The sequence below is a fragment of the Pseudomonas sp. DW-iso17 genome (assembly GCF_058725345.1).
Window position 1 is genome coordinate 490,758 of sequence record NZ_JBZXEA010000021.1, and the last position, 15,797, is coordinate 506,554.

At 59.6% G+C, this 15,797-nt stretch carries 17 protein-coding genes and 1 tRNA gene; 3 read left to right on the forward strand and 15 right to left on the reverse strand.

Going from position 1 to position 15,797, the window contains the following annotated elements; all coding sequences use genetic code 11:
- The first annotated feature begins 147 nt into the window (after positions 1–147).
- On the forward strand, positions 148–1,149 hold the full coding sequence (locus AC4PS6_RS16610) for a GGDEF domain-containing protein (RefSeq protein WP_032894198.1): 1,002 nt from the start codon (positions 148–150) through the stop codon (positions 1,147–1,149).
- A 99-nt stretch (positions 1,150–1,248) separates the two neighbouring features.
- On the opposite strand, the gene AC4PS6_RS16615 is transcribed toward AC4PS6_RS16610, so the two are convergent.
- From AC4PS6_RS16615 to AC4PS6_RS16665, 11 genes are all read right to left on the reverse strand, one after another.
- Complete coding sequence (locus tag AC4PS6_RS16615; RefSeq protein WP_038448444.1) at positions 1,249–2,451, reverse strand: HDOD domain-containing protein; 1,203 nt, start codon at positions 2,449–2,451, stop codon at positions 1,249–1,251.
- 222 nt (positions 2,452–2,673) lie between these two features.
- Positions 2,674–3,951: a 4-aminobutyrate--2-oxoglutarate transaminase gene (gene gabT, locus AC4PS6_RS16620; RefSeq protein ID WP_014716416.1), complete on the reverse strand. Its 1,278-nt coding sequence runs from the start codon at positions 3,949–3,951 to the stop codon at positions 2,674–2,676.
- Positions 3,952–4,128: 177 nt separating this feature from the next.
- Positions 4,129–5,571, reverse strand: coding sequence for an NADP-dependent succinate-semialdehyde dehydrogenase (gene gabD, locus AC4PS6_RS16625; protein ID WP_336827219.1), 1,443 nt, complete (start codon positions 5,569–5,571; stop codon positions 4,129–4,131).
- Between the two features lie 296 nt (positions 5,572–5,867).
- On the reverse strand, positions 5,868–6,182 hold the full coding sequence (locus tag AC4PS6_RS16630) for a RebB family R body protein (RefSeq protein ID WP_003187551.1): 315 nt from the start codon (positions 6,180–6,182) through the stop codon (positions 5,868–5,870).
- 50 nt (positions 6,183–6,232) lie between these two features.
- A complete protein-coding gene (locus tag AC4PS6_RS16635) occupies positions 6,233–6,547 on the reverse strand; it encodes a RebB family R body protein (RefSeq protein WP_003187550.1) in 315 nt (104 codons plus the stop codon).
- A gap of 79 nt (positions 6,548–6,626) precedes the next feature.
- Positions 6,627–6,938, reverse strand: a complete 312-nt coding sequence (locus AC4PS6_RS16640) for a hypothetical protein (protein ID WP_014716415.1) — start codon at positions 6,936–6,938, stop codon at positions 6,627–6,629.
- A gap of 40 nt (positions 6,939–6,978) precedes the next feature.
- On the reverse strand, positions 6,979–7,605 hold the full coding sequence (locus AC4PS6_RS16645) for a hypothetical protein (RefSeq protein WP_014716414.1): 627 nt from the start codon (positions 7,603–7,605) through the stop codon (positions 6,979–6,981).
- An 82-nt stretch (positions 7,606–7,687) separates the two neighbouring features.
- Entirely contained in the window at positions 7,688–8,260 is a 573-nt protein-coding gene (locus AC4PS6_RS16650) for a hypothetical protein (RefSeq protein WP_020302204.1), read from the reverse strand.
- An 18-nt stretch (positions 8,261–8,278) separates the two neighbouring features.
- Entirely contained in the window at positions 8,279–8,506 is a 228-nt protein-coding gene (locus AC4PS6_RS16655) for a RebB family R body protein (RefSeq protein ID WP_003187543.1), read from the reverse strand.
- Between the two features lie 103 nt (positions 8,507–8,609).
- A complete protein-coding gene (locus AC4PS6_RS16660; protein ID WP_175563004.1) occupies positions 8,610–9,152 on the reverse strand; it encodes an RNA polymerase sigma factor in 543 nt (180 codons plus the stop codon).
- Between the two features lie 87 nt (positions 9,153–9,239).
- Positions 9,240–9,956, reverse strand: a complete 717-nt coding sequence (locus AC4PS6_RS16665) for a Crp/Fnr family transcriptional regulator (protein WP_032904913.1) — start codon at positions 9,954–9,956, stop codon at positions 9,240–9,242.
- Between the two features lie 298 nt (positions 9,957–10,254).
- On the opposite strand from AC4PS6_RS16665, the gene AC4PS6_RS16670 reads away from it, so the two are divergent.
- Positions 10,255–10,331, forward strand: a tRNA-Arg gene (locus AC4PS6_RS16670).
- Between the two features lie 292 nt (positions 10,332–10,623).
- On the opposite strand, the gene AC4PS6_RS16675 is transcribed toward AC4PS6_RS16670, so the two are convergent.
- Genes AC4PS6_RS16675 through AC4PS6_RS16685 form a run of 3 tightly spaced genes read right to left on the reverse strand, consistent with a single transcriptional unit; the run spans position 10,624 to position 12,306 of the window.
- Positions 10,624–10,908, reverse strand: a complete 285-nt coding sequence (locus AC4PS6_RS16675; protein WP_003282464.1) for a hypothetical protein — start codon at positions 10,906–10,908, stop codon at positions 10,624–10,626.
- An 11-nt stretch (positions 10,909–10,919) separates the two neighbouring features.
- Positions 10,920–12,080 carry an Arm DNA-binding domain-containing protein gene (locus tag AC4PS6_RS16680; protein ID WP_003282465.1) on the reverse strand — a complete coding sequence of 387 codons (1,161 nt, stop codon included), beginning with the start codon at positions 12,078–12,080 and terminating at the stop codon, positions 10,920–10,922.
- The gene (locus tag AC4PS6_RS16685; protein ID WP_003282466.1) at positions 12,073–12,306 is read right to left on the reverse strand and encodes a hypothetical protein; all 234 of its coding nucleotides are present in this window, start codon (positions 12,304–12,306) and stop codon (positions 12,073–12,075) included. Before AC4PS6_RS16685 ends, AC4PS6_RS16680 begins: the two co-directional genes overlap by 8 nt.
- Before the next feature lie 148 nt (positions 12,307–12,454).
- Here AC4PS6_RS16685 and AC4PS6_RS16690 point away from each other — a divergent pair, with 148 nt between their 5' ends.
- Complete coding sequence (locus AC4PS6_RS16690; RefSeq protein ID WP_003282467.1) at positions 12,455–12,667, forward strand: helix-turn-helix domain-containing protein; 213 nt, start codon at positions 12,455–12,457, stop codon at positions 12,665–12,667.
- A gap of 17 nt (positions 12,668–12,684) precedes the next feature.
- Here the strand turns inward: AC4PS6_RS16690 and AC4PS6_RS16695 are convergent, their stop codons facing one another.
- Positions 12,685–15,744, reverse strand: coding sequence for a site-specific integrase (locus AC4PS6_RS16695; RefSeq protein WP_177337106.1), 3,060 nt, complete (start codon positions 15,742–15,744; stop codon positions 12,685–12,687).
- Between the last annotated feature and the right edge of the window lie 53 nt (positions 15,745–15,797).

The following is a 15,797-nucleotide window of genomic DNA, read 5'->3' on the forward strand; positions in this document are numbered from 1 at the left end:
TTGGCGTCATTTTCCGGGCACCGTCAATCCACGCCGTTCACGGAACTTCACCGCAATTCCCCTCTCTCAAAGAACACTTCGCCATCATGGTGACCCCTTGTAGTGACCGCTTTTGCACCTGCGGCGCGCCCAGAGAGAGTTGTACCGATGGTTCACGAAAAGCCCAGCCTGCCCGATGTGCCCACCGCAGAGCCGCCGCGCCCGGCCGCGGCGGCGACCCTGTTGGCGCTTATGCATGCTCAAGGTGAAGTCGAGCGGCTGAGTGAGCGTGAGCAACTGCTCAGTTCCCTGCTGGTCAGCGTGAACGCCGTGCTGTGGGCCATCGATTGGGAAACACGCCGCGTGCTGTATGTGAGCCCGGCCTACGAGCGCCTGTTTGGCCGCTCTGCCGGCCTGCTGCTGGCCGACCACCGTGAATGGCGCAACAGCGTTCACCCCGAAGACCTCGACTACGCCGAACACAGCCTGGCCCGCGTGCTGGAACAGGGCGCCGTGGAGGACCGCGAGTACCGCATCATCACCGCTGACGGGCAGATCCGCTGGTTGAGCGACAAGTGCTACATCAACCAGCAGGTGGTGCCCGGTGAAGCGCTGATCGTGGTGGGCATCGCCGAAGACATCACCGAAAAGAAGCAACTTGAGCTGGAACTGCATCGCCTCGCCACCACCGACGTACTGACCCAAAGCAGCAACCGGCGACACTTCTTCGAACTCGCCAACCAGGCGTTCGACAATGCCTGCGCGCAGGGCACGCCGCTGGCGTTCCTGTTGCTGGACATCGATGATTTCAAAGACATCAACGACACCTACGGCCATCTGGAGGGCGACCAGGTGCTGCGGCGCATCGCTGAGAGTGGTCGCGGGGTATTGCGCCGTGGCGACCTGTTCGGACGCGTTGGCGGCGAAGAATTTGCTGCTGTGCTGCCGGGTTGCCCACCGGAGATGGCCCTGCAGGTTGCCGAGCGGTTGGGCAAGGAAATCCAGGCATTGGTGTTCAGCTACGAAGGGCACGAATTCAATGTGACCGTCAGCCAAGGCCTGGCCGGCCTGCGCGAAGATGACTCCACCCTCGACAGCCTGTTTGCGCGAGCGGATGCGGCGATGTACGAGGCCAAGCGCCAGGGCAAGAACCGCGTTATCGCCGGTTAACACCGACCCACTGTGGGAGCTGGCTTGCCTGCGATGGCGTCTTGACTGACCCACCGCTATCGCAGGCAAGCCAGCTCCCACAGTGGGTCGGTGTGTGTTTCAGGTTTTGCGCACTCGGGTCAGTTCCGACAAGCCTACCTTGAGCAGCCGCGCGGTCTTGCTGCCTGCCAGTTCTTCCAGCCCTTCGTGCTCGGTCAGCCGCGCCATTTGCACCGCCAGGTTCACCACCAGGGCTTCGCGCGAATACACCCCGCCTTCAAGTGAATAGATCCCCGCGATCAACTGCCGCAACTCCAGCGGCAAGCGCCAACGCGTGCGCAACGCCGAACCGTAGGCGGCGCCAAAGGCGTCAAGGGATTCGCCTATGGCTTCGTCATCCAGGGCACCGCCGCCCTGGCGCCAGTCTTCCAGGCAGCGCAACAAAGCCAAGTCGCCCAAGCGATGCAGGATGCAGGCGCTGTAGCAACGCTGGTGGTCTAGCTCCAGCATGCGCGCCAGGCGCCGGGCGTAGTCGGCGCTGTCCTGGGACAGTTGCCAGTGCCGCTCGGCGTAGGCCACCAGCCCAGGGTCACCCAACACCACGTTGTGCTTGAGCGCCAGGCCCAGGATGAGATTCATGCTCTGGCCGGGCACCAACTTATGCAGGGCCTCTGACAGGGTCTGCACCGGCGTGCCGTGGTAGCCGGCGCTGTTGGCGGCGGCGATGAGTACGGCGGTGATTTGCGGGTCGCTGTGCACCTGGTCTTCCAACTGCTTGAGGTCCAGGCCTTCGGGGCCGAGGCTGTGTTGCACGGCGGCTTTCACATCCACGCGCAACGGCGCGCCATCGCAGACCTCGCGGCGCCGCTCAAGGAAGGCTGGCAAGGTCATGCCCGGCGCCAGCGGTGGGATTTCGCAGTACACGCTTTCGCCTTCGTTGAGCAGCAGGTCTTGCAGGCGCTGGGTCAGGCTTTCCATGTTCAGCGGGCGGGTCAGGTAGGCGGTGGGCGCCAAGGGCAAGGCTTCGCGCACGCTGGCACTGTCGTTGCGACTGCTCAGCAAGATAAACGGCAGCGAACGGCGTTTCTGGCGCACGCTGCGCAGCAGGCTCAGGCCATCCACGCCCGGCAGCTCCCAATCGGCCAAGATCAGGTCATAGGTTTTTTCGCCCAACAGCGTGGCGGCGTGTTGCCCATCGGCGCACACATCCAGCCGTGCGTCACAGCGCACATTCAACAGCACTTGCTTGAGCAGGTCCCGCGACCAAGGGTCTGCTTCGGCGATTAACACTCGGGGTACAGCGGGTAAATCAACAGCAGTCATCCAGCACGCTCCATCGGCAATGCTTGCACCTTAGACAATGCAGGCGCGTGCGTACAATGAAGCAGGCACAAAAAAACCGCCGAAGCGGTTTTTTTGTACGGGCTGTAACCTGTGGCGAGGGAGCTTGCTCCCGCTGGACTGCGCAGCAGTCCCAAATCAAAGAGCGGGGCCGCTTCGCGCCCCAGCGGGAGCAAGCTCCCTCGCCACAGTGACTAAGGTTGGTCAGAGTTCGGAGAAGCACTCTTCGATGATCGCCAGGCCCTTGTCCAACTGCTCGTCCGGCGAGGTCAGGGGCACCAGTACGCGCAATACGTTGCCGTAGGTACCGCAGGACAGCAGGATCAGGCCCTTGTCACGTGCCTTGGCCACCACGGAGGCAACGGCGGCAGCGTTTGGCTTGTGGGTGTCGCCGTCTTCGAACAGCTCGACCGCGATCATCGCGCCCAAGGCACGCACTTCGCCGATCACCGGGTACTTGGCCTGAATGGCCTTGAGGCCAGTCACCAGGCGCTCGCCCACGGCCTTGCAGCGGTCCAGCAGGTGCTCTTCTTCGAACACTTCCATCACGGCCAGGGCCGCGGCGCAGGCAATCGGGCTACCGGCATAGGTGCCGCCCAAGCCGCCTGGGGCGATGGCGTCCATGTACTCAGCCTTGCCGCACACACCAGCCAGCGGGAAGCCGCCCGCGATGGATTTGGCGAAGGTGGTCAGGTCGGCGGCAACGCCCATCTGTTCCATGGCGAAGAAGGTGCCGGTACGCCCGGCACCGGTTTGCACTTCGTCGGCGATCAGCAGGATGCCGTGCTTGTCGCACAGTTCGCGCAGGCGCTTCATGAAGGCTTTCGGCGCGACGTAGAAACCGCCCTCGCCCTGTACCGGCTCGATGATGATTGCAGCGATATCACGCGGCTCGGCATCGTTTTTGAAGATGCGCTCGATGCTGGCGATGGAGTCGTCGACGCTCACACCGTGCAGTTCGTTGGGGTACAGCGCACGGAACACGCCGCCCGGCATCAGGCCCATGCCGGCCGAGTAAGGCACGACCTTACCGGTGAGGCCCAGGGTCATCATGGTGCGGCCGTGGTAAGCGCCGGTGAAGGCGATCACACCGGCACGGCCGGTGGCGGCGCGGGCGATTTTCACGGCGTTCTCCACCGCTTCGGAACCGGTGGTGACCAGCAGGGTTTTCTTGGCGAAATCACCTGGCACCTTGGCGGCGACTTTTTCGCACACTTCTACGTAGGGCTCGTAGGCCAATACCTGGAAGCAGGTGTGGGTCAGCTTGTTGAGCTGCTCGGTCACGGCCGCGATGATTTTCGGGTGCACGTGGCCGGTGTTCAGCACGGCGATACCGCCGGCGAAGTCGATGAACTCGCGACCTTCAACGTCGGTCACGGTGGCGTTCTTCGCGGAGTCAGCGAAGATCGGGTGAATCTGGCCAACACCGCGCGGTACAGCGGCTTCGCGGCGTTTCATCAGGGAAGCGTTGGTCTTGCTCATAAAGTCCTCATTCGCCGCTCATCGGGCGGCGTGGCTCAAGGATAGGTGGCGGGGAGGCAACTACGGCAGCATGCGATGATCGACTGCCACAGCTTTCCCGGCCACTGCGAATAACCATGTGAAACACGCAAAGGGGCAGCGCTCTCGTGCCCTCTGCGTTTGCTGCAATCCCGTGCCTTAGATGCCCAGGCAGAGGTATTTGATTTCCAGGTAGTCCTCGATCCCGTACTTGGAGCCTTCACGGCCCAGGCCCGAGGCCTTGATGCCGCCGAACGGCGCCACTTCGTTGGAGATCAACCCGGTGTTGACGCCGACCATACCGTATTCCAGGGCCTCGGCCACACGGAACACCCGGCCCAGGTCGCGGGCGTAGAAGTAGGAGGCCAGGCCGAACTCGGTGTCGTTGGACATGGCGATCACTTCGGCTTCGTCTTTGAAGCGGAACAGTGGCGCCAGCGGGCCGAAGGTTTCTTCCTTGGCCACGGCGGCGTTTTTCGGCACGTCAACCAGGATGGTCGGTTCGAAGAAGTTGCCTTCCATCACCTTGCCACCGGCCAACAGCTTGGCGCCTTTGCTCAGGGCATCAGCGATATGTTCCTGCACCTTGGCCACGGCTTTTTCGTCGATCAGCGGGCCGGTGGTGGTGCCGTCTTCCAGGCCGTTACCGATCTTCAGTTTGGTCACCGCCACCTTGAGCTTTTCAGCGAAGGCGTCGTACACCGAATCCTGGATGTACAGGCGGTTGGCGCAGACGCAGGTCTGGCCGTTGTTGCGGTACTTGGAGATGATCGCGCCTTCGACGGCCTTATCCAGGTCGGCGTCGTCGAACACGATGAACGGTGCGTTACCGCCCAGCTCCAGGGAGACTTTCTTGATGTCCTTGGCGCATTCGGCCATCAGCTGGCGACCAATTTCGGTCGAGCCGGTGAAGGACAATTTACGCACGATGGGGTTGCAGGTCAGCTCGCCGCCGATGTCGCCAGCACTGCCGGTGACCACACTGAGCACGCCTTTGGGGATACCGGCGCGGTGCGCCAGCTCAACCAGGGCCAGGGCCGAAAACGGGGTTTGCGAGGCCGGCTTGATCACCATGGTGCAACCGGCGGCCAGGGCCGGGCCGGCTTTGCGGGTGATCATCGCCGCAGGGAAGTTCCACGGGGTGATGGCTGCGGTCACGCCGATGGGCTGCTTGATCACGATCAGGCGCTTGTCGGGCTGGTGGCCGGGGATCACGTCGCCATAGATGCGCTTGGCTTCTTCAGCGAACCACTCGATAAACGAGGCGGCGTAGACGATTTCGCCCTTGGCTTCGGCCAGCGGCTTGCCTTGTTCGAGGGTCATCAGGCGGCCGAGGTCGTCCTGGTTTTCGATCAGCAGTTCGAACCAGCGGCGCAGCTTGTTGGCGCGCTCCTTGGCAGTGAGTGCACGCCAGGCTGGCAGGGCCTTGTCGGCGGCTTCGATGGCGCGGCGGGTTTCCGCGGCGCCCATCTTCGGCACGGTGCCGAGAATCTCGCCCGTGGCCGGGTTGTTGACCTTGATGGTTTGACCATTGTCCGCATCGACCCAAGCGCCATCGATAAAGGCTTGCTGGCGGAACAACTGGGTGTCTTTAAGCTGCATGTCGGCTTTCCTTAACAGCACCGCGCGCACGCGGAGCGAATTAGAGTTGTTGAAAGGCGCCTTGTGGGCTGCCGTCAGGGAAATCAGCCCCAGCGCGCAGAAGAAATGAAAGAGCGCACGGGAGACAGAGCGTTTGAAATCTCAAACGAATCCTAGGATCAATGGGGGTACAGGGCAATAGGATGTTCGAAAAAAAGAACGAATATGGCGCATCCGGCTCATCTTTCGGATCAAGTGCCCACACGACAACAGCCCCGGAGCCTTGTGGGCGCCGGGGCTGTTGGGGGCCTTGCAGCTTAAGGTTGGAACGACTTGAGCACGGCCAGCAGGCTGGTCAAGTTGTCGGCCACGCCGCCCTGGGCGACTTTCTCGGTGGCGGCGGCGCCAGCGGTGGTGTCGACGCTGTAGATCTGCATCACGCCCTGGTTGGTAGCCGCCTGAGCCAGGGTGTTTTGTTGCTGTTGGGCCGAGACCGAGTTCTGGAACAGAATCGCCGTGGCCTGGCCCATGGATTGGTAAATAGTGCTCATGGCCATCGCGGGTGATTCGGCAACCACCTTGACGTTGGTCTGGGTGACGGCATCGGTGATTTGCGGGCTGACTGTACTCATGGTTGAAACTCCTGGGTTGAGAAAGAACAACATCCGTTATTGCTCAGTGCTTAAGGCTGGAACGACTTGAGCACGGTCAACAGGCTGGTGAGGTTATCCGACACGCCGCCCTGGGCGACTTTCTCGGTGGCCGCCGCACCTGCGGTGGTATCGACGCTGTAGATCTGCATCACGCCCTGGTTGGTGGCCGCCTGGGCCAGGGTGTTTTGCTGCTGCTGGGCCGACACCGCGTTCTGGAACAGAATCGCCGTGGCCTGCGCCATGGATTGATAGATAGTGCTCATCGCCATCGCAGGCGATTCGGCCACCACTTTGACGTTGGTCTGGGTGACCGCGTCGGTAATTTGCTCGTTGACTAATGGCATGATCAATTTCCTTATTTAGTACACGGTGCATTCCGTGTTCATCAATGAACGTTGCGAAACAGGCGCTGTGAAACCTGGTTTAGGGTTTCGCTGCGGGGCCCAGCGCCGCTTCAATCTGGGCGATCAACCCTTGGATCAGTGCCTGCACTTCCTTGCGTTGCGCGTCCTGGTCCGAGGCCGCGCCGTTCAGCATTTGGCGTAGCGCCGCTTCACGCTGCTGGGCAGCCGTCTTGAGCGCTTGTTCGTTGGCCTTCGATTGCTCAAGCACCTGGGTGGCACGCTTGAGGGTTTCGTCGACGATGGCCTGGGGCGTGCCGGCGAATACCTGCGGGTTGCGCAGCATCGCTTCGAGCCGCTGGCGGTCGTCGGTGGACAGGACCGAGGGTTGCATATCGAGCTCCTTAGGGGCTGCCTTGGCGGCGACACGCCCGCTAAAGCCGCACCTCAACGTTGTCCTGCCAGAAACCGGCAAAGTAAAAATGCGGCGACGAATCACAGAAGGTCGCCAACTCCGCAGGCGTTATGGCGCTGGGCTGGTTGGGAAAAATGGCCGGCGGAGGCGGCAGCAGATTCGCCTCGTTGTAGAGGTTGCCGACCTCATAGCAGTTGGCCGCGAACTGCGAACAAAAGGACCCGCTGCCGATGTCGATGGACTCGTTGATCCGCGTCACCAGGCTGGTATCGGAAGTCCAGCGCCGAAAGGCTGAAATCATCGCGTTCCACACGCTGTAGCGGCCCCGGATATCACCGCCGATCTTGTCGAAGTAGAACTGCTTGGCAGCCACCGTCGCTGCCTCGCCCAGTTCGGTATCCACGCAGGAAAACACCATCGCCGAGCGTGGCGGTTTTTCCAGGCTCAGGTCGGTCAGGGCCAGGCCACTGCCGACACTTTCGATCACCAGGGTGTCGCTCACCGCAATCGCCGGGTGAACCACATTCAAGTAGGTCGTGTCCTGCGAGAACACCTTGGCCTTGACCAGTTGACCGGCTTTGATAAACGCCCGCGTTGCGCTGTCGTCATCTTGTTTGACAGAAAAAATAATATCTCCAGGCTGCATGATGTCGCTCCTCACTCAAGAAAAGTTGCTTTCAAGTTGCTGTTGCACCGCCCCAGCAGAACGCTGGAGCGCTGTGCTCGGTTCAGGCCGCTGGCGCGGCCCGGTTGGCCAGGGTGTCGGCGTACTTGGCGATGCTCTGGTCGATCTTGTCGATGGCCACGCTGGCGGCTTCGGCCTCCATCGCACCGGCAGCGGCAGCCACGGCGGCAGCGGCGCCCACCAGCAGGTCGGTGGCCAGGGCGCCCAAGGCATCTTCGGCAGCGGCCGGCAGGTTGTCCTTGACGATGTTCTCGGTCATTTGCTGGAGCAGCACGGCCTGGGCCGCCAGGGCGATCTTGCTGACCCCATCGAAGTACCCCGCCGCCGCTTGCGCCACCAGCCCGGCCGCCTGGCTGATCATCATGTCGGCCGGCACCGCGATCTGCGCCGGCGCATAGGCAAAGTTCTGCGAATTGGTGAACTGCACCGCCTGCACGATCTGGCTATTGAGCGCCGCCGTGCTGTCGGATGACGGTGCGCTCACCTGATTGAGCAAGTGCTCGTTCATGCGCGCCATGATCGAGCGCGAGGCCGGTGCGGCGGGCGCCGACGCAGGTGGATCGGCGGCGGGCGTTGCTTGGGCGGCGGTGGGTTTCTTTCTGCTGAACCACGACATAATCGATCTCCCGAGGCCTCAGCCCTTCTCGCCAATCTGCATAATCAGCGCCACGGCCTTGGAGATCACCGCGTTGGAAATCTGGTTCATCGCCTGCTGGCTGTTGACCGCGTTCTGCAACGACAGGCCCGCCGCGCTGCTGGCCACCTGGTACAGCGACGCGATGGCCTGGGCCGGCGCCTCTGCCACCACCTTGACGTTGGTTTGAGTGACCGCGTCGGTGATCTGGCTGTTGACCTCTGTCATACATCTCTCCTTGATGGCATTCACCCAGGTTTGGGTGTGGATAGCGGCGGCGTGCTGCGCTCATACCACTAGAACGCCCCACGCCAACGTTTGTGAATCACCTTCAGCGCAAGGCACTGCGCAGCAGTTGCACACGCTTGCGCACCAGCGGCAGCTTCACGTGCAGCTCGGCGGCAATTTGCGGGTAAGGCAGGTCGTCGACGAAACGCATCTCGAACAAGCGCTGCTGCAACAGCGGTAACCGTGCGACGTGCGCCTCGATCTGCTCCAGGCGCTCATAACATTCCACCCGCTCCAGCACCGAGGCGCAGGGCGCGGCGAGTGCGGCCAGGTGATCGTGTTCAAGGTCCACCGAATCATCGAACAACCGCCCCTCGCGCTTGCTGCGCCGCACGCTGTCGAGAAACACATGATCAAGCACCAGAAACAGAAACCCCTCAGGGTCACGAATGCGCTCGGGCGAGCGCCGAAAGAACAACAGGGCCTTGATCGCCGTCGCCGCCAACCACTCCTGGCCCTGATCCAGATTGCCCTTGGCCCGCCGCAACGCCCGGCGCCTGAGCTCGCCGTGCACAGCGCGCCAACTTGCTTCGAACAAACGGTCATCGGCGGCCCATTGATCCTTGAACTGAACAGTCATCCCCATCGCCAGCACTCCTGTGCATCCTTGATGAAGGGCCAGTCTGCGAGGGCTCGACGGGGGTACGCTGTTACCTGGGGAACACCACCACAACTAATTCAGCGCAAAAGCCTTGCGCCGCAACTGCTCGACATCATTGATCACCATGCGCTCCAGACCGCCGCTGATCACCCCACTGCGCCGCCACACTTGCAGCTGCACATTCAGCTTGGGCCGACTGGTGTTCAGCATCGACGCCAACACCCCCTGGCTTGCGGGCAACGACACACTGGGCAAAGCCAACGCCAGGTCGATCTCACCCAGGTTGGCCAACAAAAACCGCGCCAACCGCGACTCCAGCCGATGCAGGCACACCAACTCCAACAACTCGATGGCGTGCAGCAAGCGCAGCATCATCAGCATCAACAAACGCCGCAGAAACACCGGCTCCTCAAACAACACAGCAAAATGCCGGCTACCCAACTGCAACAAACGCGTGGGCCCGCTGGCGAAGGTGGAAGACTCGCGCCCATGATCCTTGATCAACGCCGTCTCCCCCACCACCTGCCCGACCCCAGTGCTGCCGATAATCTGCTCGCGCCCATCCGGCCCATGCACCACCGAATAAATCCGCCCCTCCACCACCAACGCAATGAATTCGAGGGTGTCGTCCTTGAAATACAACAGCTCACGATCATCCAGCGTGCGCTCCACCATATGGGTGGCGACGTAGCGCAAGAGATGCTCCGGCATACCTCGAAACAAATCGGAGCGAGCCAGCAGGGTTTGTCTGAGCGGGAGATCGAGCATCACGGTTCCTTTGGAATGCATGCGTTCACCTGGGGAATTGCGGCGTGGAAGCGGGTTAAAGCCACAAGAGCAAAGCAAACAAAGGGACGTGCGGCGCGTGGAGTTGTGAATGAGGGTGGCGATTAGCCATTTTTTGTCGGAAATGGACGACAGGGGGCGGGGAAAACGCTGGAATGGACGCATCAGGTCGACATGGGTATGATGTCGCCCGCACAAGCATCCGTAGCTCAGCTGGATAGAGTACTGCCCTCCGAAGGCAGTGATCATCGAGTTGAGAAGGGTGAAGGCTAGTGGTCAAATAGTTCGCCGCAACACATACGCACCTGTAGCTCAGCTGGATAGAGTATTGCCCTCCGAAGGCAAGGGTCGTGGGTTCGAATCCCGCCAGGTGCGCCATATCCTCTTGATTCAATGGCCTTTTTCTAAGGCTTCGCCGCTTCCGCTGCTGAATCGGCGCCCTCCAGCAAAATTCCCTTGATGCCAGCTCTCAGGCTGCGATGAGCACTGCCCTCAGTGTCATCTAGCGGCGGCTTTTCAGGCTGTGCCAATTCTGTGCCCAAAGCGTGCCGCACGGTGAGATGGCATGCCGGTTACTTCGCAGAGATTGAGTATTAGCCACAATCAGGCACAACTCCCAACCCATCTGAAAGCACCTAAGCAGAAGGGGCCTTTCGGCCCCTTCGTTACTTTAGTTGTTGAGCATGCTCTCCAGCTTTTCGATCAGGAAGTCCAGCGGGCTGCGCCCCTCCAACCGTTTCTCGAAGACCTCATTACGGTGATAGGCGACCCAGGTATCGAGCGCCTGGCGGTTGTTCTTCTCGTAGCCGGAGCCAAGGATGCAGACCAGTTCATTGCCGTTGGGGCTCTCGAGGTAGTGGCTCATGGCAGAAGCCAAATGCTTCAAGTACTGGTGTTCACGAGCCTCCATCGCCGGATGCAGGTACGTGACGTTGCTGCGGTTGATCAATTTCATGTGAGTACTCCTCAGTCCTTCAAATTGGCTTGGATCAGATTGTCGAAGGCGCTTCCGTCACGTCGGGTCAAGTTAGGCACGTAGCGCGAGTAGACGCGGAACAGCATCTCTGTAGTTGTGTGGCCCATCTGCCGGGCAATCCACTCCGGGTTTTCGCCTGCAGCCAGCCAAAGGGTCGCAGCCGTATGGCGGGTCTGGTAAGGGCGTCGCTGGCGCAGCCCCAGATGACGCAGCAGCGGAAACCAAACCCTGTTGTTGATGTTGCGGTACGAAAAAGGCGTACCTTCCCGAGAACAGAAGACGAACTGACCACTCCCCGTCTTCTTCTGCTGATCGAGCAGGGCCTTGTACACCGGGCCAGACATGTCGATTTCGCGTTGCGAGCCGTCATTCTTCGTGTAGTCGAGCCGGCCACCGACCCAAGTTTCGCGGATAAGGATTTGCCGCCTCTGAAAGTCGACGAATTTCCACTGCAGGCCGTCGACTTCTCCCGTGCGCATCCCGGTGAAGAAGCGCACCGTGTAGTAGTTGCGGAAGTCCTCGCGCACGGCACCGAGAATCTGCAGCACTTCATCCAGAGTGAACGGCTCCACATCGGTCTTGGGAACCTTCAGCGATTTGATGTTGAGGTACGGTGAAGTAAACTCAAACCGGTCAGCCGCCTCACTAAGGATCATGCGCAATGGCGTCATGATGTGGTTGATTCGCGTCGCTGACAGAGCCTGCCCCTTCAGCCCGGGAACTTTGCCGAGTGCCGAGCGGAAGGACAGGATTTCTGCCTTGGTGATGGCGCTGACTTCTTGTCTGCCGAATGTTGGTAGCAGGTATTTATCAAGGGTCTGACGTACCGTCGTTGTATGTGTGTCGCGCCACTCCACACGCTTTTCGTCGAACCAGCGTTCGGCGAAGTCCCTAAATGGTGGAGTCTTCAATATCGCGCAGCCAGCCCGCAGTCTTGCGAACTCCTGAACCTTGCTGCTTTGCGGAAAGTAAGTGGCATAGTCGAAGCTTCCCAGCGTGATTTCTGCCTCAATACGCTCAAGGATTTTCTCCAGCTTTTTTCGATTGGCCGGCGTATCAGGCAACGTGGTTTGCTCACGGCAGCGTTTGTCCAGATAAGTGAAGTCGAAGAACAACTTCTCGTTGTCGGCACGGGCACGAATCTTACCCATGGCAAATGCCTCCGCCGGCCATAGGTATCAAACTGGAGGTGCGGGAATGCTTCTGCATGTCCTTTTCGATGGCCTCCCAAATGAACAGGATCTTTCGACCACCAAACGGGCGGAAGTAATGGATGCCTTCGAGCAGTACCGAGTCCTTCAGGCGGTTACGGATGGTGCGCACGTCGTACTTCATACGAGTGGCCAGCTCCTCGGTGGTCAGATAGGTGTGAGACATAGCAATGCCCTCTCTGCTAAATTGAACGACAGCGGATTCTTATGAGCTCCTGATAGCTCATAATGATCTCCTGAAGATCAATATAACGCTCATTTTGGGCTTTGCAAGTACAAAATGATCTCTAGAAGATCATTTTTTGGAGATTGAGATGGTCAAGTGCCATTTATCTCGCCTACTCGGTGAGCGGAAATTGAAGATAAGTGACGTGGTTAGGGACACGGGGATCAACCGCGGAACCCTCACGCGGCTCTATCACGAGACCGCGCAACGGGTGGAGCTCAAGGACCTGGAGACGATCTGCCAGTACCTGAACTGTGAGGTGGGTGAGTTGCTGGAACTGCAGGATGATCCGGAGGGCTGAATGCCCTCCGGACTTGGTCAGGCACGGAAATGCCAGTCGATGGAAGCCATCAGCATCAGGTAGCGCAGGGCGGCGCCGGAGTGATGGTTCTGCCTTGCCTCACCCTTCAGCTCAAGCTTCGCCCTTATACCCAAATGTAGATTCGCTACATCGTTACTCTCCGGCGCGTGCTGACTGAACGACCGGCGAGTGCTCCCGAGCTGCTGACGCCAGTAGGACTTGGTCGTCTTCGGCTTGTTAGCGTCGTAGACGATCAGCTCGATAGATCGAGCCGGAATACCTATAGCACTCAGCAGCCACAGATAGTCCTGTGCATGGTCCTCGTCACGGTTACGCTGGAATCGCAGCGTGGTTTCAGTCATCCAACAGCGCTCAACAAAATCATCAATCACGCGCTGGGCGCGTTCGCTGTCGGGGCCTTCGAGCAGGTCGTAGAGGCGCTGCGCATACTCGGCCACAGCCTCACGCCCACCATGCTTTGGAGGCGAGGGCAACAGCGACAGATACGACGAACCTTCTGCATACAGAGCAGGTTGCAGCCTGTGTTTAGGGCTTGAGCTGCTTGCTCCCGGTCGCTGTTGCATATCGCGGATACAGCGTGCCCGCTCAAGCATCATTTCACGCGCCTCGGCAGAAAACTCGACCCAGTCGAGATTGACCGCTCGACCTGTCTGCTCGGCATATGAGGCATACGCCAGCATCGACTCGATAGCCAGAATTCGCCCAATCGCCCAGTTCTGCTCCACCTGTTCAGCCTGGCCTCGACTCGCCTTCTTCCGAGCACGCTTACGCTCCTTCAGGGGTCTAATGCGACCGATGATGTCGAGTAGCACGCCGCACTCAGCTGAAATGCCTTCACGGGGCTCAGTGCTCATGGTGGGTTGGCTTACCTCGGCTATCTTGGCGACGTTTGCGGCGTTGAATATCCAGTTCTGGGGATTCCATTGCCACATCATTGCCATGATCTGAGGCAGGCTATGGACGTAGTGCAACAGTGTGGTTTTTGGGCTGCCATGCCCGAGGATGGCACTGACAATATGGACGATTCGCCGGGTGGGGCCCTCTACAGGCAACATCGCCTTACGCAACCTGAGGTCATCTCTGAGCCAGCGAGTGGTAAGGGGCAGATCTTTGAAAACCAGCTCTGGTGATAGCGCATTCTGCGCACCCATCAACTTGAGCAAAAACCACGTGGCGCAGGAATGGCGCAGGTGATGGTAATGCAGGAACTCGGAACCCGTGACTGCTCGCATGCAGTCATGTAGAGCTGGGAACAGGCAGCTCTCGCTGACCCACTGAGTTCTCAGCTGTGGGATGCAGAACAGGAATTCCGACGTTGAATTTTGGCTTTCTTCCTGCTGCCGCTCTCGATACCAGTCGATCAGCAATGTGAGCTCATCGGGCTCAAGCAGCTCACGCAGCGGCAAACTCCGAACCGCATTCTGGGTTTTCAACCCACGCTGTGCATGGGGGCGAATGAGCAGGTCAACGGGCAGCTCTATTCTGGCCTGTTCATCTTTAGATAGCCTGCGCATATGCGATTGCCGAGCTTGAATATGCGCGCACTCCGCTGCTGAAAATTCGGGCAGATGCAAATCACGTAGGCGAAGCTTTAGAGCCTCGTTACGCCGCAATCCCAACCGGAACCCCAAGATCAACAAAAGCCTCGCAGCCGTCACCAGACGTGGCGTTCGCAGCTCAAGCCCGCATGTGCCGAGCGCCTGCATAACCAATTGGTACTGCTCCTCGCTGATAATGCGAGCATCTACCCTGGTCACACCTTTGCCGATGCCTAGGATTGAGTAGGGGCTGATTGTCGGGTAGTTGTAACGACGCTGCAGAAACGTGTGAAACTCCTGGACTGCCTTGGCCAGGGTGCGCCGTTTGCTATCTGTGGCCTGAGCATCCAGTGCGGATTCATACACAAGTTCGAGCGCGTCAATTTCGAGCTCGAAGATGCTTATGCCATCTAACCGAGAGGAAAGTGCTGCGCCTAGTACTTGGGTATATCGCTTTATCGTGCTTCGCCCAATACTGTGGCCGTATGCGGAGGCGCCACCCAGCATGTAGGCAAGCCAACTCTGGATTAGGCCGGGAAGTTCTCCATGAGACTCCGCTTGCAAAGGGCTCTCTATGGGCAGGTTGTCCCGGATCCGATCGCGCAGTTCCTCCAGCCATGCGGGTGGGTCAGGGTTATCCTCAGTTACATCCGAAACAGATTCATCGTCATAAGTCCCCGCAGGGTCCTCGAGATCATCTAGGCCGAGAATATTGCCCCAAGATGAGGGGCGCAGTGACTGCGAGACAAAACCCTTGCGGCATGCAAAATTCACCAGCACCTGCGGCAGCCGCAACTGCATTTGCATCCTTAGAAAATCAAACAGGTCGCTGGGATTCTCTGGATGATACTGTTCAGGTACCTCAACCTTCTTCAGGAATGCACAGACACAGCGCATGTGCCAATTTCTACGCTTTAGTTTGCCGGTGCTTTTTTGAACATCATCCACGCAGCGTATCAACAGAGCCAGCGTTGCCGGATCAGGGAACCACTGCCGAAATTCAGCGACGGCATTGCCGCGGATCGATAGCGGCAGACGTATCTCGGGAATTCCCGCTACCCACTCGATGCTGTCTGGCGTCGTACTGAGCATGGCATTCAGCTGAGCCACATCGAGCAATCCGCCGTTGTAGGCCGCACTCATTAGTAGCAGACCAATGCGCTCATCCGTGCTGAGCGCATCGATATCCAGTTTCAGACCCTGCTGCAGGGCGTGAATCAGTTGGCTGCTGCGTTGAATTCGCTCAGCCGTGTAGACGTCAGGATTGATCGGGTTTGCTGCACGCCTGACGGCAATGGCTATTCGTGCCAGCGGAAATCCCGGGATTTGGTCCCGAACTCGCTGAGTGATGCTGCGCAGTACGTTGCGCAACGTGTGATTTTTGCCGAGCTGTGCCTCCAGTTCGCGGACGTGTGTCGTCGAGATCCCGTATATGGCACATTCACCCAACAGCCATTTGCCGAACGCCGTACCGGACTTCTCGGCAATCGACTTCAGAAGCGCTCGCATCTCGGGCATCCATTCCGGCTCATGAGGCCGAGCCGACCAGATAACACTGCCCTGTTGATTGT

What these genes read in the sequence shown, in the direction of transcription:
- AC4PS6_RS16610 (WP_032894198.1), top strand. Translation starts at nt 148, where the DNA reads ATGGTTCACGAAAAGCCCAGCCTGCCCGATGTGCCCACCGCAGAGCCG.
- AC4PS6_RS16615 (WP_038448444.1), bottom strand. Translation starts at nt 2,451, where the DNA reads ATGACTGCTGTTGATTTACCCGCTGTACCCCGAGTGTTAATCGCCGAA.
- gabT (WP_014716416.1), bottom strand. Translation starts at nt 3,951, where the DNA reads ATGAGCAAGACCAACGCTTCCCTGATGAAACGCCGCGAAGCCGCTGTA.
- gabD (WP_336827219.1), bottom strand. Translation starts at nt 5,571, where the DNA reads ATGCAGCTTAAAGACACCCAGTTGTTCCGCCAGCAAGCCTTTATCGAT.
- AC4PS6_RS16630 (WP_003187551.1), bottom strand. Translation starts at nt 6,182, where the DNA reads ATGAGTACAGTCAGCCCGCAAATCACCGATGCCGTCACCCAGACCAAC.
- AC4PS6_RS16635 (WP_003187550.1), bottom strand. Translation starts at nt 6,547, where the DNA reads ATGCCATTAGTCAACGAGCAAATTACCGACGCGGTCACCCAGACCAAC.
- AC4PS6_RS16640 (WP_014716415.1), bottom strand. Translation starts at nt 6,938, where the DNA reads ATGCAACCCTCGGTCCTGTCCACCGACGACCGCCAGCGGCTCGAAGCG.
- AC4PS6_RS16645 (WP_014716414.1), bottom strand. Translation starts at nt 7,605, where the DNA reads ATGCAGCCTGGAGATATTATTTTTTCTGTCAAACAAGATGACGACAGC.
- AC4PS6_RS16650 (WP_020302204.1), bottom strand. Translation starts at nt 8,260, where the DNA reads ATGTCGTGGTTCAGCAGAAAGAAACCCACCGCCGCCCAAGCAACGCCC.
- AC4PS6_RS16655 (WP_003187543.1), bottom strand. Translation starts at nt 8,506, where the DNA reads ATGACAGAGGTCAACAGCCAGATCACCGACGCGGTCACTCAAACCAAC.
- AC4PS6_RS16660 (WP_175563004.1), bottom strand. Translation starts at nt 9,152, where the DNA reads ATGGGGATGACTGTTCAGTTCAAGGATCAATGGGCCGCCGATGACCGT.
- AC4PS6_RS16665 (WP_032904913.1), bottom strand. Translation starts at nt 9,956, where the DNA reads ATGCATTCCAAAGGAACCGTGATGCTCGATCTCCCGCTCAGACAAACC.
- AC4PS6_RS16675 (WP_003282464.1), bottom strand. Translation starts at nt 10,908, where the DNA reads ATGAAATTGATCAACCGCAGCAACGTCACGTACCTGCATCCGGCGATG.
- AC4PS6_RS16680 (WP_003282465.1), bottom strand. Translation starts at nt 12,080, where the DNA reads ATGGGTAAGATTCGTGCCCGTGCCGACAACGAGAAGTTGTTCTTCGAC.
- AC4PS6_RS16685 (WP_003282466.1), bottom strand. Translation starts at nt 12,306, where the DNA reads ATGTCTCACACCTATCTGACCACCGAGGAGCTGGCCACTCGTATGAAG.
- AC4PS6_RS16690 (WP_003282467.1), top strand. Translation starts at nt 12,455, where the DNA reads ATGGTCAAGTGCCATTTATCTCGCCTACTCGGTGAGCGGAAATTGAAG.
- AC4PS6_RS16695 (WP_177337106.1), bottom strand. Translation starts at nt 15,744, where the DNA reads ATGCCCGAGATGCGAGCGCTTCTGAAGTCGATTGCCGAGAAGTCCGGT.